The sequence below is a fragment of the Sphingobium wenxiniae genome, assembly GCF_007830065.1.
GTDB classification, from domain to species: domain Bacteria; phylum Pseudomonadota; class Alphaproteobacteria; order Sphingomonadales; family Sphingomonadaceae; genus Sphingobium; species Sphingobium wenxiniae.
Genome location: NZ_VLKK01000001.1, coordinates 456,885 through 479,791 on the forward strand (window position 1 = coordinate 456,885; position 22,907 = coordinate 479,791).

The 22,907-nt window shown below is 64.5% G+C and carries 24 protein-coding genes; 14 read left to right on the forward strand and 10 right to left on the reverse strand.

The genetic code is table 11. From position 1 onward, the window contains the following. Positions 1-14: 14 nt before the first annotated feature. Complete coding sequence (locus tag IQ35_RS02230) at positions 15-1,088, forward strand: hypothetical protein (RefSeq protein ID WP_021243819.1); 1,074 nt, start codon at positions 15-17, stop codon at positions 1,086-1,088. Between the two features lie 5 nt (positions 1,089-1,093). Here IQ35_RS02230 and IQ35_RS02235 read toward each other — a convergent pair whose 3' ends face one another. Continuing rightward, positions 1,094-1,438 carry a DUF2794 domain-containing protein gene (locus tag IQ35_RS02235; protein ID WP_021243818.1) on the reverse strand — a complete coding sequence of 115 codons (345 nt, stop codon included), beginning with the start codon at positions 1,436-1,438 and terminating at the stop codon, positions 1,094-1,096. Next, positions 1,438-2,157, reverse strand: coding sequence for a serine O-acetyltransferase EpsC (epsC, locus tag IQ35_RS02240; protein WP_031290616.1), 720 nt, complete (start codon positions 2,155-2,157; stop codon positions 1,438-1,440). Before epsC ends, IQ35_RS02235 begins: the two co-directional genes overlap by 1 nt. Positions 2,158-2,328: 171 nt before the next feature. Between epsC and IQ35_RS02245 the strand changes: the two genes are divergently transcribed. Continuing rightward, entirely contained in the window at positions 2,329-3,102 is a 774-nt protein-coding gene (locus IQ35_RS02245) for a sulfite exporter TauE/SafE family protein (protein WP_021243816.1), read from the forward strand. A 41-nt stretch (positions 3,103-3,143) separates the two neighbouring features. Continuing rightward, a complete protein-coding gene (locus IQ35_RS02250; RefSeq protein WP_021243815.1) occupies positions 3,144-4,070 on the forward strand; it encodes a hydrogen peroxide-inducible genes activator in 927 nt (308 codons plus the stop codon). Positions 4,071-4,076: 6 nt separating this feature from the next. On the opposite strand, the gene IQ35_RS02255 is transcribed toward IQ35_RS02250, so the two are convergent. From IQ35_RS02255 to pgsA, 3 genes are read right to left on the reverse strand one after another with little or no spacing between them, the layout of a single operon-like run. After that, complete coding sequence (locus IQ35_RS02255) at positions 4,077-4,520, reverse strand: molybdenum cofactor biosynthesis protein MoaE (RefSeq protein WP_021243814.1); 444 nt, start codon at positions 4,518-4,520, stop codon at positions 4,077-4,079. Next, complete coding sequence (gene moaD / locus IQ35_RS02260) at positions 4,517-4,777, reverse strand: molybdopterin converting factor subunit 1 (RefSeq protein ID WP_021243813.1); 261 nt, start codon at positions 4,775-4,777, stop codon at positions 4,517-4,519. The genes IQ35_RS02255 and moaD overlap by 4 nt, the downstream gene beginning before the upstream one ends. A gap of 3 nt (positions 4,778-4,780) precedes the next feature. Continuing rightward, on the reverse strand, positions 4,781-5,344 hold the full coding sequence (gene pgsA / locus IQ35_RS02265) for a CDP-diacylglycerol--glycerol-3-phosphate 3-phosphatidyltransferase (protein WP_021243812.1): 564 nt from the start codon (positions 5,342-5,344) through the stop codon (positions 4,781-4,783). Positions 5,345-5,496: 152 nt separating this feature from the next. Between pgsA and IQ35_RS02270 the strand changes: the two genes are divergently transcribed. Then, on the forward strand, positions 5,497-6,807 hold the full coding sequence (locus IQ35_RS02270) for an MFS transporter (RefSeq protein ID WP_021243811.1): 1,311 nt from the start codon (positions 5,497-5,499) through the stop codon (positions 6,805-6,807). 4 nt (positions 6,808-6,811) lie between these two features. Here the strand turns inward: IQ35_RS02270 and IQ35_RS02275 are convergent, their stop codons facing one another. Next, positions 6,812-7,012 (reverse strand): hypothetical protein, encoded by a 201-nt coding sequence (locus IQ35_RS02275; protein ID WP_021243810.1) that lies wholly within the window; start codon positions 7,010-7,012, stop codon positions 6,812-6,814. A gap of 120 nt (positions 7,013-7,132) precedes the next feature. On the opposite strand from IQ35_RS02275, the gene IQ35_RS02280 reads away from it, so the two are divergent. From IQ35_RS02280 to IQ35_RS02325, 10 genes are all read left to right on the forward strand, one after another. Beyond that, entirely contained in the window at positions 7,133-9,190 is a 2,058-nt protein-coding gene (locus tag IQ35_RS02280) for a transglycosylase domain-containing protein (protein WP_145071833.1), read from the forward strand. A 94-nt stretch (positions 9,191-9,284) separates the two neighbouring features. Next, on the forward strand, positions 9,285-10,472 hold the full coding sequence (purT, locus tag IQ35_RS02285) for a formate-dependent phosphoribosylglycinamide formyltransferase (protein WP_021243808.1): 1,188 nt from the start codon (positions 9,285-9,287) through the stop codon (positions 10,470-10,472). Positions 10,473-10,521: 49 nt separating this feature from the next. Next, entirely contained in the window at positions 10,522-10,944 is a 423-nt protein-coding gene (locus IQ35_RS02290) for an iron-sulfur cluster assembly scaffold protein (protein WP_145071834.1), read from the forward strand. Then, positions 10,944-12,764: a monovalent cation:proton antiporter-2 (CPA2) family protein gene (locus tag IQ35_RS02295; RefSeq protein WP_376699471.1), complete on the forward strand. Its 1,821-nt coding sequence runs from the start codon at positions 10,944-10,946 to the stop codon at positions 12,762-12,764. Before IQ35_RS02290 ends, IQ35_RS02295 begins: the two co-directional genes overlap by 1 nt. After that, complete coding sequence (locus tag IQ35_RS02300; protein WP_021243805.1) at positions 12,761-13,087, forward strand: DUF423 domain-containing protein; 327 nt, start codon at positions 12,761-12,763, stop codon at positions 13,085-13,087. The genes IQ35_RS02295 and IQ35_RS02300 overlap by 4 nt, the downstream gene beginning before the upstream one ends. Positions 13,088-13,139: 52 nt before the next feature. Then, on the forward strand, positions 13,140-13,610 hold the full coding sequence (locus IQ35_RS02305; protein WP_021243804.1) for a Fur family transcriptional regulator: 471 nt from the start codon (positions 13,140-13,142) through the stop codon (positions 13,608-13,610). Positions 13,611-13,660: 50 nt separating this feature from the next. Then, the gene (gene dxs, locus IQ35_RS02310) at positions 13,661-15,589 is read left to right on the forward strand and encodes a 1-deoxy-D-xylulose-5-phosphate synthase (protein WP_021243803.1); all 1,929 of its coding nucleotides are present in this window, start codon (positions 13,661-13,663) and stop codon (positions 15,587-15,589) included. A 98-nt stretch (positions 15,590-15,687) separates the two neighbouring features. Beyond that, on the forward strand, positions 15,688-17,199 hold the full coding sequence (locus IQ35_RS02315) for a DUF4403 family protein (RefSeq protein WP_184204842.1): 1,512 nt from the start codon (positions 15,688-15,690) through the stop codon (positions 17,197-17,199). Between the two features lie 69 nt (positions 17,200-17,268). Beyond that, positions 17,269-17,724, forward strand: coding sequence for an SRPBCC family protein (locus tag IQ35_RS02320; RefSeq protein WP_145071835.1), 456 nt, complete (start codon positions 17,269-17,271; stop codon positions 17,722-17,724). Continuing rightward, a complete protein-coding gene (locus IQ35_RS02325) occupies positions 17,711-18,043 on the forward strand; it encodes an ArsR/SmtB family transcription factor (protein WP_145071836.1) in 333 nt (110 codons plus the stop codon). Before IQ35_RS02320 ends, IQ35_RS02325 begins: the two co-directional genes overlap by 14 nt. A 60-nt stretch (positions 18,044-18,103) precedes the next feature. On the opposite strand, the gene IQ35_RS02330 is transcribed toward IQ35_RS02325, so the two are convergent. Genes IQ35_RS02330 through IQ35_RS02345 form a run of 4 tightly spaced genes read right to left on the reverse strand, consistent with a single transcriptional unit; the run spans position 18,104 to position 22,872 of the window. After that, a complete protein-coding gene (locus IQ35_RS02330; protein WP_021243799.1) occupies positions 18,104-18,514 on the reverse strand; it encodes a DUF3035 domain-containing protein in 411 nt (136 codons plus the stop codon). Further along, positions 18,514-19,032, reverse strand: a complete 519-nt coding sequence (lspA, locus tag IQ35_RS02335; protein WP_145071837.1) for a signal peptidase II — start codon at positions 19,030-19,032, stop codon at positions 18,514-18,516. Before lspA ends, IQ35_RS02330 begins: the two co-directional genes overlap by 1 nt. After that, the gene (gene ileS, locus IQ35_RS02340; protein ID WP_145071838.1) at positions 19,029-21,884 is read right to left on the reverse strand and encodes an isoleucine--tRNA ligase; all 2,856 of its coding nucleotides are present in this window, start codon (positions 21,882-21,884) and stop codon (positions 19,029-19,031) included. Before ileS ends, lspA begins: the two co-directional genes overlap by 4 nt. A 46-nt stretch (positions 21,885-21,930) precedes the next feature. Continuing rightward, positions 21,931-22,872 (reverse strand): bifunctional riboflavin kinase/FAD synthetase, encoded by a 942-nt coding sequence (locus tag IQ35_RS02345; protein ID WP_021243796.1) that lies wholly within the window; start codon positions 22,870-22,872, stop codon positions 21,931-21,933. Positions 22,873-22,907 lie beyond the last annotated feature (35 nt).

A 22,907-nucleotide genomic window follows, 5' to 3' on the forward strand; every position in this document is an offset into this window, starting at 1 on the left:
GGCGGAGGGCGGCCATGTATAGCGAGAGCGATTTGCAGGATGCCATAGCGGCCGGCGCCCTTTCCGCCGACGCCGCCCAGGCGCTGCGCGACCATGTGGCCCGCATGCGCGCCAGCCCGGTGGTCGACGAAGAACATTTCCGCCTGCTGACGGGCTTCAACGATATCTTCGTCGCCATCGCCAGCATCATATTGCTTGTCGCGGTCGGATGGCTGGGCAACAGCCTGCGCCTGGGCGCGGCGGAGCATCATCCGTCCATCGCGTCGGGCCTGCTGGTCGCCGCCGCCAGTTGGGGGCTGGCCGAATATTTCACGCGCCGGCGGCGGATGGCGCTGCCCTCCATATTGCTGCTGGGCGGATTCGTGGGCGGCGTGGCCTTTGCCCTTGCGGCGCTGGCGGGGCAAATCCTGCCCGACGCGGACGACAGGACCGCGGGGCTGATCGTATCCGCCGTCGCCTTGGCGAGCGCGGGCGCGGCCTGGGCGCATTGGCGGCGCTTCATGGTGCCGATCACCGTCGCGGCAGGCGCGGCGGCGGGCGCGGCAGTCGTGGCGGGCCTTGTCCTGTCCATCGCGCCGGGAAATGAAAGACTATGGGTCATCCTGCTGCTGATCGCGGGCCTTGCGATCTTTGCCCTGGCGATGCGCTGGGACATGTCGGACCGGGGACGGACGACCCGGCGCGCCGACGTGGCTTTCTGGCTGCACCTAACGGCCGCTCCCATGATCGCCCATTCCCTGTTTCATCTGCTGGGCGTGTTCGAAGGGAATGAAATGGGCATCGGCAAGGCCGTGATGGTCATCGCGCTCTATGTCGCCTTCGGGCTGGTGGCGCTGACCATCGACCGGCGCGCCCTTCTGGTGTCGAGCCTCGCTTATGTGTTGTTCGCGCTCTATGCGCTGTTCCACAAGGCCGGGGCGGTCGAACTATCCGCCGCCTTCACGGCCCTGGTGATCGGATCGGCCCTGCTGCTGCTGTCGGCGCTGTGGCATCGGGCGCGGGCCTGGATCGTCGGCGGATTGCCCGACGCGCTGACGGACCGCCTGCCCTATCTGGACCGGCCCAATGCAGGTCAGGCCACCGCCTGACCATTTTAATCGTCGACGATCTTGAGCAGCTTGCGCTCGACAGGCGCGAGGACGCCCTGAAGCTCCTGCCCGCGCTTGAGGACATGGCCCGCTTCGCCGATCAGCGCCCACATGCCCTGCCGATGGCGCAACGCGGGCCGCTTTTCGATGCGATATTCGGGACGTTCGGCGGACCGGCGGAAGGCGGAGAAAATCGCCGCATCCCGACCCATGTCCAGCGCATAGTCACGCCAGTGCCCGGCCGAAACCATGCGGCCATACAAATCCATGATCCGTTGGAGCTCCTGACGATCGAACCCGGTCTGCCCGGCCTTTTGCCCATAAGCCGGAAAGGGTGTCACATTGGACATCAGGCGCGATCGCGTTCCTTGAACAGGGGAATGTCGTCATTGCCGTCCGGCCCGGATCTGGACTGTTCCCCGATCAGTTGGGCAAGGCGCTTCTGCAATTGCTCCACCTCGCACTGGAGCAGTTCCAGCTTCTGCTTTTCGGGATCGAAACAATCCGAGCAGGGCGTGCCGTAGGGAACGAAGTCCCGTTGATAGGCGGTCACGTCGACCAGCATCTGCCGCGCCGGGATGCCGACCATCGTCGCGCCTTCGGGCACGTCCTTCGTCACCACCGCATTGGCGCCCACGCGCGCGCGCGCGCCCAGGCGGACCGGCCCCAGCACCTGCGCGCCCGATCCCACGATCACACCGTCTTCCAGCGTCGGGTGACGCTTTCCCGCTATACCGTTGGCTGGGTCCGTTCCGCCAAGCGTCACATTCTGATAGAGGGTGACGTCGTCGCCGATTTCCGCAGTCTCTCCAATGACGGTGAAGCCATGGTCGATAAAGAAACGCTTGCCGATCCTGGCGCCGGGATGAATGTCGTTCCCCGTCAGGAAGCGGGACAGATGGTTCACCGCCCGCGCAAGGAAATAGAGGCGCACGCGATACAACCGATGGGCCACGCGATGAAAGGCCAGCGACCAGACGCCGGGATAAAGCAGGATTTCCGCGCGCGATCGCGGCGCCGGGTCCCGCGACTTCACCGAGTCCAGATATGCCATGAGATTACGCAGCATCATTTCGTCCCTGAACAATCCGTGCCATGCACGGTTCCGCTCTACATAGTCGCATGGGCCGGATTTTTCCAGAGAAGCCCTAAAGACAGCTTATCGCCGGAGAAAGGAAAGCTGCTTGGCTTTACGAACCATTTCTATCATTGAGGTAGACATTCGATTTAAAGGCGGTTCATGATCGATTCTCTCCTCAATCATTTCGGCGACATTCTGCCCTTCATCCTCATCGGCTTCGGAGCGCAGATGATCGACGGCGCGCTGGGCATGGCCTATGGCGTGATTTCGAGCACCCTGCTGCTGGCATTGGGCCTGCCGCCAAGCAAGGCGTCGGCCAGCGTCCACGCGGCGGAAACCTTCACCACCGGCGTTTCGGCGATCAGCCACATCGCGCATCGCAATGTCGACTGGCGCCTGTTCGCGCGCCTCATCATCCCGGGCGTGCTGGGCGGGGTGGCCGGCGCCTATCTGCTGTCCAATATCGATGGGACGCTCATCAAACCGTTCGTGCAGCTATATCTCACGGCGATCGGCGTCTATCTGATCTGGCGCGGTTTCCATTTCCCGCCGCAAGCGCGCGATCCGAAGTGGGTTACGCCGCTGGGGCTGGCCGGCGGCTTCATGGACGCGACGGGCGGAGGCGGATGGGGGCCGGTGGTCACGTCCAACCTGTTGATCCAGGGGTCCAGCCCACGGCACACGATCGGCACGGTGAACACAGTCGAATTCTTCCTCACCCTGTCGATCAGCATCACCTTTCTGCTGCATCTGGGGTGGGAGACGTTCACGACCTACACCATCGGGCTGCTGATCGGCGGCGTGGTCGCCGCGCCGTTCGGAGCCATGCTGGCCCGTCATGTCGCACCGCGGGTCCTGTTTGTCGCGGTAGGCACGATCCTGACGCTGACGTCCCTGTTCGGAGTGGCCAAATGGCTTGGATATATAGGATAGGCCACTTATATTCGGCTTGTTAATCGAGAAAGCCGATCAATATGTCCAATTACATGCCCACGCTGAAGCAGCTTCAATATCTGGTAGCGCTGAAGGAGCATGAGCATTTCGGCAAGGCCGCCGATAGCTGCTATGTCACCCAATCCACGCTGTCGGCGGGGATCAGGGAACTGGAATCGCTGATCGGCGTGACATTGGTGGAGCGAACGCGGCGCGTGGTGCGCTTCACGGCGCTGGGCGACCGGATCGTGGAAAAGGCGCATCGCGTCCTGCGCGAGGCGGAGGAGCTGTCCGCTATCGCGGAGGCATCGGGCAAGCCGCTGACAGGCGAATTGCGCATGAGCGTCATTCCGACCATCGCGCCCTTCCTTCTGCCGCGCCTGCTGCCGCGCCTGCGCGCCGACCGGCCCGAACTCAAACTCTATCTGCGCGAGGAAACCACGCAGGCGGGCCTGGAGTCACTGCGCCATGGCAATGTCGACTGCGTGCTGCTGGCCCTGCCTTTCCCGACGGGTGAGGTGGACAGCGAAATCCTGTTCCAGGACCGGCTCTATGTCGCCTTCCCGCGCGACGATCCGCGCGATCCGCCCGAATGGATCGGCCCGGACATGATCGACGAGACGAAGCTGCTGCTGCTGGAGGACGGGCATTGCCTGAAAGACCATGCTCTGGCGGCGTGCAACCGGCCCGAATTGCGGGCCAGCGCCACGATGATGGGCACGTCGCTGCACACGCTGGTGCAGATGGTCGACAACGGGCTGGGCGTCACCATGCTGCCGGAAATGGCGATCACCGGCGGCATATTGGACCATACCCATATCACCGCGCGCCCGGTGCGATCGGAACGAGCCTGCCGGGATATTGCGCTGATCTGGCGCAAAAACAGCCCGCGAGAGAAGGAATTCCGCCTGCTTGCCGAAATATTACGGGCGGCGGAAACGCCGCCGTTGAATCATGGCGACGCTTGACCTCTTTTAGCGTGTCCAGCCGCGCGCCTTTTCCTCGTCCTCCGGGCGGGCCTCGACCCAGCGGGCCGCGCCATCGGTGAAATGCTCCTTCTTCCAGAAGGGCGCATGGGATTTCAGCCAGTCGATCAGATAAGCGCAGCTTTCCAGCGCCGCCGTCCGGTGGCGCGAGGCCGTGCCGACAAAGACGATCCGCGCGCCCGGTTCCAGCGGTCCCACGCGGTGAATGACCCTGAGGCCCAAGAGCGGCCATCGGGCCATCGCTTCATCGGCGATCCGTTGGACCTGCGGCAGGGTCATGGCCGGATAATGCTCCAACTCCAGCGCCGTCAGCCCGCCCTCGCCCCGCACGATGCCGGTGAAGCTCGCCACGCCGCCGCCGCCCAGCGCCTCCAGCGCGGCGAGTTCGGCGGCCGCGTCGAAATCCGCGGTCTGGATGGAAACGCGTTTCATCCGCCCGTCACCGGCGGGAAGAGCGCCAATTCCCGCGCTTCGCCGATCGGATCATCGAAAGGAACGAAACGCTGATCGAGGGCCGCGCGAAGGCGGGACGAATCGCTCAAGGCCTCCGCATATCCGCCGCCCCGCGACGCCAGCGCCGCGACCAGATCGGCTATGGTCGTGCCGGAGGCAGGCCGCTCGATACGCTCTTCATCCAGGCCGATGGCTTCGCGCACCCAGGCGAAATAGACGAGGGTCAGCGTCGCCATCGTTCAATCCATATGCCGGATGCCGACGCGCAGATAATCCCATCCGGTGAGGAGCGTCAGCACGGCAGCCGCCCATAATGTCGCCAGGCCCACCATCTGCACGAAAGGATATTGCGGCACCGCGCCCGCCAGGATCAGCGCGCCCAGGGCGATAAGCTGAAGGGTCGTCTTCCATTTGGCGAGGCGGGACACCGGGACGGAAACCTGCAACCCCGCCAGAAATTCACGCAGGCCGGAAACCGCGATTTCGCGCAGCAGGATGACCATGGCCGCGACGATATGGATGCCGGCAATGTCGCGCGTCGCCGCCAGCATCAGGATCACCGCGCCCACCATGATCTTGTCGGCGATGGGATCGAGGAAAATGCCCAGCCGGGACACGGCCCCCTGCGCACGGGCGAGATAGCCGTCGAAATAATCCGTCACGCCCATCAGGCAGTAAAGACCGAAGGCCAGGGCATAGCCGGTGGTCCAGCGCGCGCCGATTTCGGCCGGCCAGAGCAGCGCGACCAAAAGGGGCACGGTCAATATACGCGAAAGCGTCAGCAGATTGGGCAGCGTCAGCATAGCGGCGGACTGCCACAGTCGGGCCGCAGGCACAAGCTTGGCGGCATCGAACGCCCGAGGTGGACGGCGGGATTGGACGACAGGGTTGGACAGCGCCGCCGTCAGCGGCTAGACCCCGCCCGGTTGTCCACAGCGAAGAAGACCGATCGCACATGCAGGCCTCGCTCAGGCTTCTCAACAAGCGCCGTTTCCTGCCGCTTTTCGTGACTCAACTGCTCGGCGCGTTCAACGACAACCTGTTCAAGAACGCCATGGTGCTGTTCGTGGTGTATCAGGTCTATAATGACGAGCGGTCGGAAACCTGGTTCAGCGCGCTGGCGACGGGGATCTTCATCCTTCCCTTCTTCCTCCTGTCCGCGCTTTCGGGCCAGTTGGCCGACCAGCGCGACAAGGCGGGCATCATCCGCATCATCAAGGCGGCCGAAATCGCGATCATGGCCGTGGGCGCGGCGGGCCTTGCCTTCATCTGGAGCGGGATCGCCGTCCATATGCTCGCGATTCCCCTGCTGCTGACCGCGCTGTTCGCGATGGGCGTCCATTCGACCTTCTTCGGCCCGATCAAATATGCGATCCTGCCCCAGCACCTGCATGATGAAGAGGTTCTGGGCGGCACCGGGCTGGTCGAGGCGGGCACCTATATCGCCATCCTGGCGGGCACGATCCTGGCCGGGATCATCCCGATCGAAGCCGCCGCCATCGGCATCATCCTGACCGCGCTGATCGGCTATATGGCGGGCCGCGCCGTTCCTCCCGCTCCGTCGCTGCTGGAGACGCAGCCGATCGACTTCCATGTCATCCGCTCGTCCGTCACGCTGGTGCGCGGCACCATGCACATCCGCCGCCTCTTCCTCGCGATCATGTCGATCAGCCTCTTCTGGGCGGTCGGCTCCATCCTGTTCATCCAGTTCCCGCCGCTGGTGAAGAATGTGCTGAGCGCCGACAAACCCGTCGCCAGCCTGTTCCTCGCCATATTTTCCATCGGAATCGCTATCGGGTCCATCGCGATCAACCGGCTGTTGCGCGGGGAAGTGTCCGCCCGATTCGCTCCGGCGTCCGTGATCGGCATGGGGCTTTGCATCGTCGCCTTCCACATCGTCTGCGACCTGTGGACGTCGGGACCGGAAGGGGAGTTGCTCACCCTTTCCGGCTTTCTGGCGCATCCGCTCGCCATCGCTCTTTCGCTCTGCCTGCTGGGAGTCGCGACATTCGGCGGCATGTTCGTCGTGCCGCTTTATGCCTTCCTGACCACCACCGTGGAAAAATGCGAAGCGGCGCGCACGGTAGCGGCCAACAATATCGTCAATTCGGGGGCGATGGTCGTCGGATCGCTGCTGGCCATCGGCCTGAGCTTCGCGGGCGTGACGGTGATCAATCAGCTTTTGCTGGTCGCGCTGCTATCCCTGCCATGCGCATGGCTCGCCTGGAAGCTGCACAAGGCATGTGACGGCATCCCATGCCATTGAACCGTCAGAAGATGAAACCGTAGAAGGCCGTGAAAAAGGCGCAGAAACTCAGCGCGAACAATTTCCAGTCGCTGTCGTCGTCCACCGGCGGCTTGCGGCGACCGGCCCCGTTCTCCTCCGCCACGCGCAACACATGGGGAGGCAGCATCCTGCGAAAGGGATGGCGGGCGGATTCGGTGGTGAGGACGAGCGGACGGTTTCGCATGACATGTCGTTAACGCATCATTTACCATTTTGGCCACGCCCAATCATGGTTAATGCGATGTTGTCCCGGCGCGGGACATGCTTGACTGTATCACTCTTACAATACAGCATGGCCTGATTGATGAACGATCCTTTGCCGACCGCCGATTCCGCCACTCAGGCACCGCGCCCCTTCGGCGCAGGGCCGCCCAGCGCCTTCGCGCCGCCGACACCGTGGAAAAGGCGGTTGCAGATCGCGGGATGGATCGTCGCGGCGATGATGGCCGTGCTGATGATCGTCATCGCCTGGCTGGCCGTGACGGCACCGCTGTCACGATCGCTGCAACCGGTCGCGCCTCCCAGCATCAGCCTGATGTCGTCGGACGGGCATCTGATCGCCCGCCGGGGCGCGGTGATCGACAAGCCCGTCGCGATCAAGGACCTGCCCGCCCATGTGCCCCAAGCCTTCATGGCGATCGAGGACCGGCGCTTCTACAGCCATTGGGGCGTCGATCCGCGCGGGATCGCGCGGGCGGCCTGGCATAATATGTGGTCGAACGGCTCCTCGCAGGGCGGAAGCACGATTACGCAGCAGCTTGCCAAGGGCGTGTTCCTGTCCGCCGACCGCACCTTCGGACGCAAGGCGCGCGAGGCGCTGATCGCCTTCTGGCTGGAAGCGTGGCTGACCAAGGACCAGATTTTCGAGCGCTATCTGTCGAACGTCTATTTCGGCGACAATGTCTATGGGTTGAGAGCCGCTTCGCTCCATTATTTCAGCCGTCAGCCCGAACGGCTGACCATATCGCAGGCGGCAATGCTGGCGGGCCTGCTGAAAGCGCCTTCGCGCCTTGCGCCCACCACCAACCTGAAAGGCGCGCGCGCCCGCGCCGACCTGGTGACGCAGGCGATGGTGGAGGCGGGTTATATCACCAAAGCGCGGCGCGACGCGCTCTCCCCTGCCCCGCTGAACGTGCATGAGACGCCCGATCCGACCAGCGGCACATATTTCGCCGACTGGGTGCTGCCCGACGCGCGGGACCGGGCAGGCGCGGTCTATGGCGCGCAGAATGTGACGACGACGCTCGACTGGCGTATCCAAAGGCTTGCCGAAGGCGCCATCCGCCGCGCGCCGCTGGGCCGGGCGGAGGCCGCGCTGGTCGCGATGAAGCCGGACGGAAGCGTCGTCGCCATGGTGGGCGGGCGCAATTACGGGAAGAGCAGCTTCAACCGCGCCGTGCAGGCGAAGCGCCAGCCCGGCTCGACCTTCAAGCTGTTCGTCTATCTGGCGGCCTTTCGCGCCGGGATGACGCCGGACGACATGGTCGAGGACAGCCCGATCACCACCGGCGCCTATCGACCCGCCAATCATGGCGGCAAATATCGCGGCAGGATCACCTTGCGGCAGGCTTTCGCCGTCTCCAGCAATGTCGCGGCGGTGCGGCTGACGCAGCAGGTGGGCGTGGACAATGTCATCAAGGTCGCGCGCGACCTGGGCGTCACCGCGCCGCTGACGGAGGACCTGAGCCTGGCGCTGGGCACATCGGAAATCCCGCTCATCGAACTGGCCGAAGCCTATGCGGCGGTGGCGGCGGGCGCTTATCCGGTCATGGCCCACGGATTGCCGCCGGAGGAACAGGGCTGGTTCGACCGGCTCATGCGCCGCCAGCATCATTTCAGCGACGACCAGCTGGAGATGATCCGCGATCTCCTTTCTTCCGCCGCCAACCGGGGAACGGGCAGCGCGGCGGCGCTGCGGACCAGCACCTTCGGCAAGACCGGCACCACGCAGGACAGCCGCGACGCGATCTTCGTGGGCTATGCAGGGGGATTGGTGACGGCGGTATGGATCGGCAATGACGACAACAGCCCCCTGCCCGGCGGCGCGGCGGGCGGCGGCATCCCTGCGCGCATCTGGCGCGACTTCATGGGCCGCGCGATCAACGAACCCGTCGAGAACGCGCCGGCGGAGCAGAAGGACAGCGACCTGGTCAACGCCATCGCCAATGTGACGCTGGAAACGGGCGTCGGCAATATGAGCCTGGGCGTGAATCAGGAGGGGATGACGGTGAATATCGGCCCCGCGCAGATCCGCCTGCCGACCGGCGAGCCGCCCGTCGCGCCGCCGCCCATGCCGCCGCAAGGCACGCCCCCGCCCATGGTCGCGCCCACCCGGCAACCCGCTCCCGACAACCCGCAATAGGATTTCCCCGCCACGGTTGACGCCGCATCGCGGCCGAGGCCATGCGGGGACATCCGCATTATCCCGGCAACATGATTCGCAAGGACAAGAAGGCATGGCATTCACCGCAAAGATCCTGCTGCTGGGTTCGGGCGAGCTGGGCCGGGAGTTCGTCATTTCCGCCAAGCGGCTGGGCTGTCAGGTCATCGCCTGCGACAGCTATGCCGGCGCGCCCGCCATGCAGGTGGCGGACGGCTGCGAAGTCTTCTCCATGCTCGACGGCGCGGCGCTGAAATCCGCCGTCGAAAAGCACCGGCCCGATTTCGTGGTGCCGGAAATCGAGGCCATCCGCACCGAAACCCTGGCCGAGGTCGAAGCGCAGGGCGTAACCGTGGTTCCTTCCGCGCGCGCGACCATGATGACCATGAACCGCGACGCAATCCGCGAAGTCGCGGCGGTGGAACTGGGCCTGCGTACATCGCGCTATCGCTATGCGGAAAGCCTGGAGGAGGTGCTGGCCGGGGCCGGGCATACCGGCCTCCCCTGCGTCATCAAGCCGGTCATGTCCTCTTCGGGCAAGGGACAGAGCACCGTGCGGAGCGCCGACGAACTGGAGCGCGCCTGGGACTATGCCGTCGCCAATATGCGCGGCGACCGCCGGCGGGTGATCGTCGAGGAGTTCATCGCCTTCGATTATGAGATCACGCTGCTGACCGTGCGGACGCGCGAGGGCGTGCTGTTCTGTCCGCCCATCGGGCATCGGCAGGAACGCGGGGATTATCAGGAAAGCTGGCAGCCCACGCCCATGTCCGCCAAGGCTCTGGCCGATGCGCAGGACATGGCACGCAAGGTGGTCGACAATCTGGGCGGGCATGGCATTTTCGGCGTGGAGTTCTTCGTGAAGGGCGAGGAGGTCATCTTCTCCGAATTGTCGCCGCGCCCGCACGACACCGGCATGGTGACGCTGATTTCCCAGAATCTGAGCGAGTTCGACCTGCACGCCCGCGCCATTTTAGGCTTGCCGATCCCGGAAATCCGCCTGTACGGTCCCGCGACGTCGGCGGTCATCCTGGCCGACCGGGAATCCGACCGCTTCCGCTTTGAAGGGCTGGCCGATGCGCTGGCGACGCCGGGCGCCGAGGTGCCGGATGCTGAAGTGGACGTGCGCCTGTTCGGCAAGCCGACGACCCGTCCCTATCGCCGAATGGGGGTAGCGCTGGCGCGCGCCGGGACGGTGGAAGACTCGCGGCGGATCGCGGCGGACGCGGCGGCCAGGGTGCGGATCGTCCATGATGAGGGATAAAGGCGGGTTCGCCCTTCTCCCCGCGCTCTTGCTACCCTAAATAAGGCCGATGAGCGCGCCTCTCTATAATCAGGACATATTGCGGCTTGCGGCCAGCATTCCGCACCATGCGCGGCTGGCCGATCCGCAGGCAAGGGTGGAAAGGCGATCCCCGACCTGCGGATCGCGCATCACCGCCGACGTTCGGATGGAGGGAGGACGGCTGGCCGAACTGGGCCTGGATGTGAAAGCCTGCGCCCTGGGACAGGCATCGGCTTCGCTGATGGCGCGCCATGCCATCGGCCTGACGGTCGCTGAGCTTGACCAGGCGCGCGACCTATTGACCGCCTGGCTGGCGGGCGAAAGCGACGATCTGGATTTCTGGCCCGGCCTTGACGTGCTGGCCCCCGCGCGCGGCTATCCGGCGCGCCACCCCTCGATCCGCCTCGGTTTCGAAGCCGTGGCCGAAGCGGCCAGGCAAGCCGCATCATGATGGGATCGCCGACCGGCGCGATGGCGGATACCGCCCTGTCCGCCACGGATGTCCTGTTGTCCGAAGGCGTTATCCTGCTGGGGGCGGCGGTATTCTTCGTTATCCTTTTCCGGCGTTTCGGGCTGGGCGCGGTGCTGGGCTACCTCATCGCGGGCGCGCTGGTGGGGCCGCAGGGCCTGGGATTGGTGGGAGGCGCGGAATCCAAGCTGGCCATCGCGGAAATCGGCATCGTGCTGCTGCTGTTCCTCATCGGACTGGAACTGCATCCGGCGCGGCTGTGGCGGCTGAAAAGGGATATTTTCGCCCTTGGCCTGGCGCAGGTCGTCCTGTGCGGCCTGGCGCTGACCGCCGTTATTTTCTATTCCACGGGCTTCAGCTGGGGTGCGGCGATCGCCCTTGGCCTGCCGCTGGCGCTGTCGTCCACGGCGCAGGTTCTGCCGATGCTCAAGAACAGCGGCCGCATCAATTCGCCCTTTGGCGAGAAGATCTTTTCGATCCTGCTGTTTCAGGATCTGTCCATCGTCCCGCTCATCACCATCATCGCCGCGCTGTCCCGCAACCCCGCGGACGCCGCCGGGCCGCCGGGATGGGTGCTGGCCCTCCATACCATGGCGGCGATCACCGGCCTGGTGCTGGCGGGGCGCTTCCTCTTGCGTCCCCTGCTTCGACTGGTCGGGCGTCTGGGCGAGCGCGAGCTGTTCGTCGCGGTCGGCCTGCTCACCGTTCTGGCCGCCGCATCGCTGATGCATGCGCTGCACCTGTCAACGGCGCTGGGCGCTTTTGTGGCGGGTGTCATGCTCGCCGATTCTCCCTACCGGCATGAAATCGAGGCGGATGTGGAGCCGTTTCGTTCGATCCTGCTCGGCCTGTTCTTCCTTGCCGTGGGCATGGTGCTGGATTTGCGAACGGTCGCGGCTTTCCCTCTGTTCGTCATCGGCATGGCGGCGGCGCTGGTCGTGACCAAGACAGCGCTGATCTGCGGCCTCGCGCGGCTGTTCGGCATGGAGTGGCGGCAAGCGATGGGCGCCGGCCTGTTGTTGAGCCAGGGCGGCGAATTCGGTTTCGTGCTGTTCGCCCAGGCGCAGAACGCGCTGCTGATCGCGCCGCAGGCCGCCAGCCTGTTCAGCGCCATTGTCACCTTCTCCATGGCGACCACGCCCTTCCTGATGCTGTTTGCGGCCCGGTTCGAATTTGCCAGGCCCAAGGCCAATTCCTCGCTTCGCGATCCCGATCAGGCGCCGCGCGGCACCGCGATCATCGTGGGATATGGCCGCTTTGGCCAAACGGTGGCGCAAATGCTGGCCGGGCATGGTTTCGGCGTCGTCCTGATCGACAAGAAACCCGCGCAGATCGAAGTATCGAGCCGTTTCGACGTGGAAGTCTTCTATGGCGACGGCACGCGGATCGATCTTTTGCACAGGGCGGGGGCCGACGAAGCGCGGCTCATCGCCTTTTGCATCGATGACCCGTCGCTCGACAGCCGGATATTGGAGCCGATTGCGGAGACATTCCCGCAAGCGGCGATCCTGGCCCGCGCGTTCGATCGGCGGCAGCTGCTGGAATTGCAGGACATGAACCTGGCGGGCGTGGTCCGCGAGGTCTTCGAATCGGCCATCTGCATGGGCGTGCAGGCGATGGAAGCGCTGGGCGTGCCACGGGCGGAAATCGAAGAGGTCGAACAGCAATATCGCGAAAATGACCGGCAACGGCTGGACGTTCAGAGAGGGCATGGCGATCTGGCAGTGGCCAAGGACCTGATCTATCGGCCCGGCAGGCGGATGCGCCTGCTGTCACGAGGCGAAGGGAAGGAAGTGGCATGATCACCGTTCTGGCTGCGCTGTCGGCCGCGATCGCCATCGGCGCGGGGGCTTTCGGCGCGCATGGCGCCCCCAATCCGCAGGCGGCGGAATGGCTGCGCACGGGCGGCCTGTATCAAATGGTTCATGCCGTCGCCGCGCTGGTTCTGGCGTCAACGGCGCGGGGACCGGCCGTCCTTCTGCTGGCAGGCGCGGCGATCTTCGCCTTCACGCTCTACATCATGGCCTTTGGCGGCCCCAAATGGCTGGGGGCCATAACCCCCATCGGCGGCACGCTGATGATAGCGGGCTGGCTGTGGGCCGCATGGGCCTTCTGGCGGGGCTGAAACTGCGGTTGCGCCCTTGCTCCAGGCCCATTGCGAGCTTAGATTGAAGCCCATGGCCGATCATCATCATCACGACCATCGCGAACCGACCGGCGCCAAGCTGGCTGACGCCGCACGCGCCACGCTCCAGGCGCAGAACGAGCAATGGACACCGATGCGCGCCGCCATTTTCGACGCGCTCGCCGCGGAGGAAAGGCCCGCTTCGGCCTATGACATCGCGGATACGGTTTCAAAGACACGTGGAAAGCGGGTCGCCCCCAACAGCGTCTACCGGATTCTGGACCTGTTCGTCGCGAACAACATAGCGATGCGGGTGGAAAGCGCGAACGCCTATCTCGCCAATGCCCATCCCGGCTGCCATCATGACTGCATATTCCTGGTGTGCCGCAACTGCCGTCAGGCCACCCATGTCGACGACGACAAGGTGACAGGCGACGTGCGCGCCCTGGCCGAGCATGAAGGTTTCCGTCCAGAGCGCCCGGTGATCGAGATACTGGGCACATGCGCGAAATGCGCGGCCTGATCCCCCGCGTTGCTTTCCGGCCCGGAACGGCCTAGCGGCTTGATGAGTATATGCCTTCGATGAACAACCCTTCCACGCCGCTGCTCGACCAGGTTCAATGGCCGTCCGATCTGCGTCGCCTCAACCCCGACCAGCTTGCGCAGTTGGCCGACGAACTGCGCCAGGAAGTGATTTCGGCGGTCGGGGTGACCGGCGGGCATCTGGGGTCGGGATTGGGCGTCGTGGAATTGACCACGGCGATCCACTATGTGTTCGACACGCCGGAGGACAAGCTGGTCTGGGACGTGGGCCATCAATGCTATCCGCACAAGATCCTGACCGGGCGGCGCGATCGTATCCGCACGTTGCGGCAGGGCGGCGGCCTGTCCGGCTTTACCCGGCGCGCCGAAAGCGAATATGATCCCTTCGGGGCCGCGCACAGCTCGACATCGATCAGCGCGGCGCTGGGCTTTGCGGTCGCCAACAAGCTCGCCGACAGGCCGGGCAAGGCCATAGCGGTGATCGGCGACGGAGCGATGTCGGCCGGCATGGCCTATGAGGCGATGAACAACGCCCGCGCGGCAGGCAATCGGCTGATCGTCATCCTCAATGACAACGACATGTCGATCGCACCGCCTGTCGGCGGACTCTCGGCCTATCTGGCCCGCCTGGTATCCAGTCGGGAATTTCTGGGGCTGCGCGGCCTGGCGAGGCGATTCGCGCGAAAGCTGCCCCGCCCGCTGCACAATGCCGCGCGCAAGACCGACGAGTTCGCGCGCGGCATGGCGATGGGCGGGACATTGTTCGAGGAACTGGGGTTCTACTATGTCGGTCCCATCGACGGGCATAATCTGGACCAGTTGATCCCGGTCCTCGAAAATGTGCGAGATGCCGCCGAGGGGCCGTGCCTGATCCATGTCGTCACGCAGAAGGGCAAGGGCTATGCCCCCGCCGAAGCGGCCGCCGACAAATATCACGGCGTCCAGAAATTCGACGTCGTCACGGGCGCGCAGGCCAAGGCGCCGCCCGGACCGCCCAGCTATACCAGCGTTTTCGCCAAGGCGCTGATCGCCGAGGCGGAACGGGACGAGCGGATTTGCGCCATCACCGCCGCCATGCCGTCGGGCACGGGCCTCGACAGCTTCGCGGAGGCTTTTCCGGACCGTTCCTTCGATGTGGGCATCGCGGAGCAACATGCGGTGACGTTCGCGGCGGGGCTGGCGGCGCAGGGTATGCGGCCTTTCTGCGCGATCTATTCGACCTTCCTCCAGCGCGCCTACGATCAGGTGGTGCACGATGTGGCGATCCAGAATCTGCCCGTGCGCTTTGCCATCGACCGGGCCGGACTGGTCGGCGCGGACGGGTCCACCCATGCGGGCAGCTTCGACATAGCCTATCTCGCCACCCTGCCCAACATGGTCGTCATGGCGGCGGCCGACGAAGCGGAACTGGTCCACATGGTCCACACCTGCGCCCTGCATGACGATGGGCCGGCCGCCGTGCGCTATCCGCGCGGGAACGGCGTAGGCGTTGCCCTCCCGGCCGTTCCGCAACGGCTGGAAATCGGCAAGGGGCGGATCGTCCGCGAAGGGCGGCAGGTCGCGATCCTGTCGCTCGGCACGCGGCTTGAGGAGGCCCTGAAAGCGGCGGAAGCGCTGGAGGCCAAGGGCCTGTCCACGACCGTCGCCGATCTGCGCTTCGCCAAGCCGCTCGACGAAACATTGATCCGCAGGCTGCTGACGACGCATGAGGTGGCCGTCACCATCGAGGAAGGCGCGATCGGCGGGCTTGGCGCCCATGTGCTGACGCTTGCGAGCGACTGCGGGCTTATCGACAACGGGCTGAAGCTCAGGACGATGCGCCTGCCGGACATTTTCCAGGATCAGGACAAGCCCGAAAAGCAATATGCCGACGCGAAACTGGACGCCGCAGGCATCGTGGATACGGTACTGACCGCATTGCGCCACAACAGCGCGGGCGTCGAAACGGCACGGGCCTGATTTCCTGCGCCGCTCCGCGAGCGGCGGAACAGAATGAAGTTTGCCGCGTCCCGCGGAAACCGAGCGTTGCGATCTGTTCAGAAGGAGGAAGGGATTTGGTGGCGCGATCCAGGCAAGGGAAACCCCCGCCATTCCCCGTTCCGCGCCTAGCCCTCCTTCTTCTCTGCCTTGCGGGACTGGGAAGCGGCTGTTCAAGGCCGCAGCAGGCACAAGCGCCGCCCCGCGCCCATGATCCGGTTCCCGTTCCCCGCGAATCCTCGATCCTGTCCGTTCCGGTCGATGTCGATACAAGCGCCATACGTCATGCCGTGGAACAGGCCATTCCGCGCCAGCTATGGACAATCAACCGGCATTCCCCCCGCTGCATCCCGCCGCAGCGCGTCAAGATCCTGGGCGCGAAGCTGAACGTCACGCCCGCGATCAGCTGCACGATCGTGGGCGTCGTCACCAGGGGGCCTGTCCATTTGCGGGGAGAAGGACAGGACATCGTCGCCGACATCCCCATCCACGCGCAGATCAGCGCGCGCGACGTGGGCGGGATATTGAAGGGAGAAACGGCGACCGGCTCCGCTCTGGCGCGCGCGCGGATCAGGCTGGACATCGGCAAGGACTGGAAGCCGCACGGGACGGTTCGCCTGCATTATGACTGGACCCAGGCGCCGGGAATCGATTTCCTGGGGCAGCGCATCACCTTCACCGACGAAGCGGACCGGAAACTGCGCCCCGTCGTCCGGAATCTGGAACGCGATCTGCCGCGCACGCTGTCCCGGGCGAACCTGCCGGCGCAGGTCGAGCGGCTCTGGCGGCAAAGTTTCACGTCCGTCCAACTGAATGAAAGAAATCCGCCCGTCTGGATGCGCGTCACGCCGCTCCGGATTCTCTATAACGGCTATGCGATGCGGGAAAGCCGGTTGCGGTTCAACCTGGGCATCGAAGCAGTCACGGAAACCTATGTCGGCAACCGGCCCCGCCCAGTGGAGCCGACCGCGCTTCCACCGCCGGCCTCGGCAAAGGCGGATGGACAATTCCATTTCTTCATTCCCGTGACCGCCGACTATGCGGAACTGGAACCCGTCATCATGCGCGCGCTGACCAAGCGTTCGCACCGCCCGTTCCGCCTGCCCACCGTGGGGCCGGTCGTCGCGCGGTTCGACAAGGTCGAAGCCTATGGAACGAACGGCGGCCGCATTGCGGTGGGCCTTACCCTGGCGGCTCGACCGGAGGCCCGCGGCAAAGCGGATGAAGTGCACGGCAGGATATGGATCACCGCCATTCCCCGCAACGCACCCAATTCGCCGAAAGTCCATTTCGATGCGCTGGCCGTGGCGGGGAATACGGACGCCCTGAGCGGCGATCTGCTGTTGGCGCTGGGCAACAGCCCCGCCGTCAGCACCCTCATCGCCCAGTCCCTCACCCAGAATTTTTCCAACGATATCGCGGAGCTTCTGGGCAAGATCCGGCGGGCCATCGATGAAAAGCGGATGGGGGATTTCCTCATCACGACCGATCTGGAACAGGTGGAAATCGGGCAGATCAAGGCTTTCGGACAAGGGCTGCATCTGCCCGTCCGCGCAAGGGGAAAGGCCCGGATAGCCTATAAGCCGTCCTGATCATGAAAGGCAACCTATTGGTTGCATTTCCTCCTTCATTGCCCCATAAGCAACCAGGAGGTTGCACATATGACCGATTCCATCGTCAAGACGATCGACATCAACGCGCCCGTGGACCGGGTCTGGGATGCTCTTGTCGATCATGAGAAATTCGGCGCGTGGTTCCGTGTCGCGCTTGACCAGCCGTTCGAGGTGGGGAAGCTCTCCACCGGGCATATGACCTATCCCGGCTATGAGGATTATTCCTGGGAGGCGCGCGTGCTGGCCATGGAACCGATGGCGCGCTTTGCCTTCGAATGGCCCGCGACGGGCGGCGACAAGAAACTGATGGACAGCGGCGTTCCCGTTCCGGAATGGACGCTGGTCGAGTTCGTGCTGAAGCCCATGGAGGGCGGCACGCGCCTCACCGTTACGGAAAGCGGCTTCGACAAGGTGCCCGAACCGCGCCGTACCAATGTCATGCGCGACAATGAGGGCGGCTGGGCCGAGCAGGTCGGGAACATCCGCGATTATGTCGCCGGCTGAGCAGTCCGATCCGGCGCGCCTGTTCGCTGCCCTGGGCGATCAGACGAGATTGGGCTTCATCGTGCAACTGGCGGACGGTCGGCGACGATCCATCGCGCAAATAGGGGAAGACCTGCCGATAAGCAGGCAAGCCGTGGCCAAGCATCTGAACGTGTTGCGCCGGGCGGGGCTGGTCCAGCGGACGCGCTCCGGCCGCGAGGTGCATTTCGTCCTGCGAAGGGAGGCGATCGAGGACGCCCGGCTCTGGCTCGCCAAGGTCGGCGCCCAATGGGATGCCACATTGGCGCGGCTGAAAATATTTGTGGAAGATAGCCCATAGCGGGCTGTTTTCACGATCTTTTGGGCCGGATATCATCCCGGCCCATCGATCACCGCTGTCTTATTGCTGGGGAACGGAAGCGCGCGCATCCTGTCCGTCGCCTTCCGGCGCGGCGATGATGTCGCGAGTGGTTTCCCCCTTTTCCACGACATCCGTTGCCGGATCGCCCGCGGACGAACGGATGCCGGGGGCCGCATTGCCGCGCCCCGCCGCGGAAAGCGCGGCGCTTTCGGTCGGGCTGCGCGCTGCCGGACCGCCGAACATCGCTTCCATCGCGGCGCGGCTTGAATCCACGGTAGCAGCCGAAGGCGCGCCGGGTGCAGGCGGGACCAGCGCAAAGTCGGGCGGAATCACGAGCGGCGCCTGCCGCGACACGGCGAATTCATCGGGACGGTCCCGGTTGAGCAGGCCCGAAGAACCGCAGGCGGACAGGGAAGCCGCAAGGCCGGCGGCGAGGATCAGTTTACGCATCAGTTCAATGACTCCGTCTTTGCGCCCTTCTCGCGCAGCAAAAGCGCGCGCGCAAGCAGGATCAGCACGCCGATGGTGATCGCCGCGTCGGCCAGGTTGAAAATCAGGAAAGGCCGCCATTCGCCGAAATGGAGATCGGCATAATCGATGACATAGCCCAGCCTCACGCGATCGACGATATTGCCGATCGCCCCGCCCAGCACGAGGCCCAGCGCCGCGACGTCCTGCCGTGCCTTTTCCCGCCACATCCATATGCCGACGAAGATCGCGATCAGCATGGTCATGCCCACCAGCAGCCAGCGCATCAGGTCCGTATCCGCATGGAAGAAGCCCATCGAAACGCCCCGATTTTCCAGCCAGCGCAGGCGGAAGATCGGCAGAATGTCGATGCCCTCTTCCCCTCGGCTCTTGAGCGCCAGCGGATAGGTGGCGGTATATTTGACAAGCTGGTCCACCGCGAGCGTGACGACCGCGATGGTGAGGCCCAGGGGGCGATGATTGACGGCGGGAACAGTCATGCCTTCAGCACCCCGTCGCAGCGGCCGCACAGCGCGCCGTCTTCCTTCACCTCCGGCAGCAACCGCCAGCAACGACCGCATTTATGCCATTGCGACGGCTTGACGATGATGCCGTCGCCGACACCCATTTCAACGCGCGCCACGATGGCGACCTCGGCAAAGTCCACATCGCCCACGGGGACCAGTTCGCCCATGGCCACATCCGCTTCCAGGCTGGAACGAACGATCTTTTCCCGGCGCAGCGGCTCGATGGCTTCGTTCACCTGATCGCGCTGATTGCGGATTTCGGCCCATTTCCCGCCCAGGCCATGATCGGACCAATGCCGGTCCACTTCGGGCCATTCGAGGAAATGGACGCTTTCCTCCTCATCGGGGAAACGGCTCTGCCACACTTCCTCGGCGGTGAAGGGGATGATCGGCGCGGCATAGCGGACGAGCGCATGAAACAGCGTGTCGAGCACGGTGCGATAGGCGCGGCGCTTGGGGTCCGACTTCGCGTCGCAATAGAGACAGTCCTTGCGGATGTCGAAGAAGAAGGCCGACAGGTCGCTGTTCGCAAAGTCCATCAACGCGCGGGTGTAGCGGCTGAACTCCAGCCAATTCTCGCTGTGCGCCGCCTTGTCCACCACGCCGCGCAATTCCGCGTCGAGGCCCGCGAGGAGGTGGAGCATATAGCGTTCCAGCTCCGGCATCTGGCCGACGGGCAGCTTCTCTTCTTCCGAGAAGTCGGAAAGAGCGCCCAGCAAATACCGGAAAGTGTTACGAAGTTTGCGATAGGCGTCGGACGATCCGGCAAGCACTTCCTTGCCGATGCGGACGTCGTCGAAATAGTCGGTGCTGGCGACCCAGACGCGCAATATGTCAGCGCCGCTTTCGGCCATGATCTTGAGCGGATCGACGACATTGCCCAGACTCTTGGACATTTTCCGGCCCTGTCCGTCGAGCGCGAAACCATGGGTCAGCACGGCGTCATAGGGCGCGCGGCCGCGCGTGCCGCAGCTTTCGAGCAGCGAGGACTGGAACCAGCCGCGATGCTGGTCGGAGCCTTCGAGATAGAGGTCGGCGCGAACGTCCTCGCCATAGCGCGCCTCGACGGTGAAGGCGTGGGTCGAGCCGGAATCGAACCAGACGTCGAGGATGTCGTTCACCACCTCATAGTCGGCCAGATCATAGTCCGGACCGAGCAGCGCTTGATGATCCGCGCCGAACCATGCGTCAGCGCCGCCTTGCTTGAAGGCTTCGATGATGCGTGCGTTTACTGCGTTATCAACCAGATATTCGCCGCTCTTGCGATGAACATAGAGCGCGATCGGCACGCCCCATGCGCGCTGGCGGGAGATCACCCAGTCCGGGCGGCCCTCCACCATGGAACGGATACGATTGGTCGACCGCTCCGGCACCCAGCGGGTGTGAGCAATGGCGTCGAGCGCCACGTCGCGCAGCGTCGGGCCGTTGCCGACAATGACGGGCGTGGGCAGGAAGCTGCCGTCGACATCGACCGGCACACCGTCCTGCGGCTTGTCCATCGGGATGAACCATTGCGGAGTGCAGCGGAAGATGATCTTCGCCTTGGACCGCCAGCTATGGGGATAGCTGTGCCTGAAGTCATCCGACGCGGCGAGCAGGCCGCCTACTTCACGCAGGTCGGTGCAGATCGGGCCGTCCTTGCTGACGAATTTGGCGTTGATGACGCTCCCCTGCCCGCCGAGCCAGAGCCAGTCCTCGCGATATTTGCCGTCGCCTTCGACTGCGAAGACGGGGTTGATGCCGTGCGCCTTGCAGAGCGCGAAGTCGTCCTCACCATGGTCGGGCGCCATGTGGACAAGGCCGGTGCCCGCGTCGGTGGTCACGAAATCGCCGGGGAGGAACGGGCGCGGCTTGGCGAAGAAGCCGCCGAGGGTGTGCATGGGATGACGGGCGACGGCACGGGCGAGGTCGGAGCCTCTGCCAGTCCAAGCAACAGTCCAGCCAGCGCCTTCCGAAAGCCAAGGCGTTGTTCCAGCGCGCTGGGCAAAATCATTCCAGAGATCAGCAGCGGTTAGAATGACGCGACCACCCGCCCGCATGGCGACATATTCAATTTCCGGCCCGTAAGCCAAAGCCTGATTGACCGGGATCGTCCACGGCGTCGTCGTCCAGATCACCGCATGGGCGCCGACCAGTTCAGGCGCGTTGGGCGCTTCCACGATCTCGAACGCCACGTCGATCTGGGTCGAGACGATGTCCTCATATTCCACTTCCGCCTCGGCCAGCGCGGTCTTTTCGACCGGGGACCACATGACGGGCTTCGCGCCGCGATAAAGCTGGCCGCTCTCCGCGAATTTGAGGAGTTCGCCGACAATGGTCGCTTCGGCGTCGAACTTCATGGTGAGATAGGGATCGTCCCAGTCGCCCATCACGCCCAGACGCTTGAACTGCTCCTTCTGCACGCCGACCCACTTGTCCGCATAGGCGCGGCACTGGGCACGAAACTCCTGCGCGGGAACCTCGTCCTTGTTCTGCTTCTTCTTGCGATATTCCTCTTCGATCTTCCATTCGATCGGAAGGCCGTGGCAGTCCCAGCCGGGCACATAGGGCGCATCCTTGCCCAGCAGCGACTGGCTGCGGACGATGATATCCTTGAGCACCTTGTTCATCGCATGGCCCATATGGATGTCGCCATTGGCATAGGGCGGGCCGTCATGCAGGATGAAGCGTGTCCGGCCCTTCCGCCGCTCGCGCAGCTTGCCGTAGAGGTCCATGGCCTCCCACCGCGCGAGGATCGCCGGTTCCTTCTGCGCGAGGCCCGCCTTCATCGGAAAGTCGGTGACGGGAAGGAAAACGGTGGATTTATAATCTGGCTGATCGGTCATGAAGGGTCCGCGCAATTACGCTATATGCTGAATTATCCGCGCGGCATTAAGCGAGGTGGGGCGTTCCCGCAAGGATTTGCCGCGCATCGTCGCAGTCCTTTGCAATCTGCGCCATCAGGGCGTCCATCCCTTCATATTTCGCTTCCGGCCGCAGATAGTGGATCATCTGCACTTCGATCACCTGATCGTAGAGGCTTTCGGAGAAGTCGAAGAAATACGGTTCCAGCAACTCCTTGGGCGGATCGAAGCTGGGGCGGATGCCCAGGTTCGCCGCGCCGTCCAACACGCGCCCATCGGGCAGCAGCCCGCGCACGGCATAGACGCCATAGGCCGGGCGCAAATATGTGCCGAGGTCGATATTGGCGGTCGGAAAGCCGATGGTGCGGCCGATCTTGTCGCCATGCTGGACCCTCCCCTGAATGGCGAAAGGGCGGCTGAGCAGGCGCGTGGCGGTCTCGCAATCACCGGTTTTGAGCGCTTCGCGAATGCGGCTGGAGGAAATGACAGTGCCATTCCTGCCGATGACGGGCGGCACAGCCTGCGCCGTCATTCCCATTGCGGCGCCCAGTTCAGCGAGTCGCCCGACGGTGCCGCGCCGGCCCCTGCCGAAGGTGAAGTCCTGGCCGGTGACGACGCCTGCGACGCCCATGTCACGGGCCAGCAGGTGCACGAAATCCTCCGCCGTGCGCGCCGACAGGGCGGCGTCGAAGGCAAAGACCATCATTGCATCCGCACCGGATCGCCCGAACAAAGCCTGCCGCTGGTCGAGCGTCGTCAGGCGGAAGGGCGCTGTGTCGGGTTGGAAGAAGCGCATGGGGTGCGGATCGAAGGTGGCGACGATGGCCGGACGCCCTTCCGCCTTCGCCCAGTCTATCGCACGGGAAACCACGGCCTGATGACCGCGATGAAATCCGTCGAAATTGCCCAGCGCCATGATCGACCCGCGCAGATGCGCGGGGATCGGCGCACCGCTTTCCAGCCGCTCCATGGCGCGGGCTATAGGGACAGGACCGGCGCGACGCA

Bases quoted from the DNA above. Each gene is read 5' to 3' on its own strand.
- IQ35_RS02325 (WP_145071836.1), top strand. From the start codon at position 17,711: ATGTCGCCGGCTGAGCAGTCCGATCCGGCGCGCCTGTTCGCTGCCCTG.
- IQ35_RS02230 (WP_021243819.1), top strand. From the start codon at position 15: ATGTATAGCGAGAGCGATTTGCAGGATGCCATAGCGGCCGGCGCCCTT.
- epsC (WP_031290616.1), bottom strand. From the start codon at position 2,157: ATGCTGCGTAATCTCATGGCATATCTGGACTCGGTGAAGTCGCGGGAC.
- IQ35_RS02275 (WP_021243810.1), bottom strand. From the start codon at position 7,012: ATGCGAAACCGTCCGCTCGTCCTCACCACCGAATCCGCCCGCCATCCC.
- IQ35_RS02270 (WP_021243811.1), top strand. From the start codon at position 5,497: ATGCAGGCCTCGCTCAGGCTTCTCAACAAGCGCCGTTTCCTGCCGCTT.
- IQ35_RS02295 (WP_376699471.1), top strand. From the start codon at position 10,944: ATGGGATCGCCGACCGGCGCGATGGCGGATACCGCCCTGTCCGCCACG.
- purT (WP_021243808.1), top strand. From the start codon at position 9,285: ATGGCATTCACCGCAAAGATCCTGCTGCTGGGTTCGGGCGAGCTGGGC.
- IQ35_RS02300 (WP_021243805.1), top strand. From the start codon at position 12,761: ATGATCACCGTTCTGGCTGCGCTGTCGGCCGCGATCGCCATCGGCGCG.
- IQ35_RS02250 (WP_021243815.1), top strand. From the start codon at position 3,144: ATGTCCAATTACATGCCCACGCTGAAGCAGCTTCAATATCTGGTAGCG.
- IQ35_RS02305 (WP_021243804.1), top strand. From the start codon at position 13,140: ATGGCCGATCATCATCATCACGACCATCGCGAACCGACCGGCGCCAAG.
- IQ35_RS02345 (WP_021243796.1), bottom strand. From the start codon at position 22,872: ATGGAGCGGCTGGAAAGCGGTGCGCCGATCCCCGCGCATCTGCGCGGG.
- IQ35_RS02280 (WP_145071833.1), top strand. From the start codon at position 7,133: ATGAACGATCCTTTGCCGACCGCCGATTCCGCCACTCAGGCACCGCGC.
- ileS (WP_145071838.1), bottom strand. From the start codon at position 21,884: ATGACCGATCAGCCAGATTATAAATCCACCGTTTTCCTTCCCGTCACC.
- pgsA (WP_021243812.1), bottom strand. From the start codon at position 5,344: ATGCTGACGCTGCCCAATCTGCTGACGCTTTCGCGTATATTGACCGTG.
- IQ35_RS02330 (WP_021243799.1), bottom strand. From the start codon at position 18,514: ATGCGTAAACTGATCCTCGCCGCCGGCCTTGCGGCTTCCCTGTCCGCC.
- IQ35_RS02245 (WP_021243816.1), top strand. From the start codon at position 2,329: ATGATCGATTCTCTCCTCAATCATTTCGGCGACATTCTGCCCTTCATC.
- lspA (WP_145071837.1), bottom strand. From the start codon at position 19,032: ATGACTGTTCCCGCCGTCAATCATCGCCCCCTGGGCCTCACCATCGCG.
- moaD (WP_021243813.1), bottom strand. From the start codon at position 4,777: ATGGCGACGCTGACCCTCGTCTATTTCGCCTGGGTGCGCGAAGCCATC.
- IQ35_RS02255 (WP_021243814.1), bottom strand. From the start codon at position 4,520: ATGAAACGCGTTTCCATCCAGACCGCGGATTTCGACGCGGCCGCCGAA.
- IQ35_RS02235 (WP_021243818.1), bottom strand. From the start codon at position 1,438: ATGTCCAATGTGACACCCTTTCCGGCTTATGGGCAAAAGGCCGGGCAG.
- dxs (WP_021243803.1), top strand. From the start codon at position 13,661: ATGCCTTCGATGAACAACCCTTCCACGCCGCTGCTCGACCAGGTTCAA.
- IQ35_RS02320 (WP_145071835.1), top strand. From the start codon at position 17,269: ATGACCGATTCCATCGTCAAGACGATCGACATCAACGCGCCCGTGGAC.
- IQ35_RS02290 (WP_145071834.1), top strand. From the start codon at position 10,522: ATGAGCGCGCCTCTCTATAATCAGGACATATTGCGGCTTGCGGCCAGC.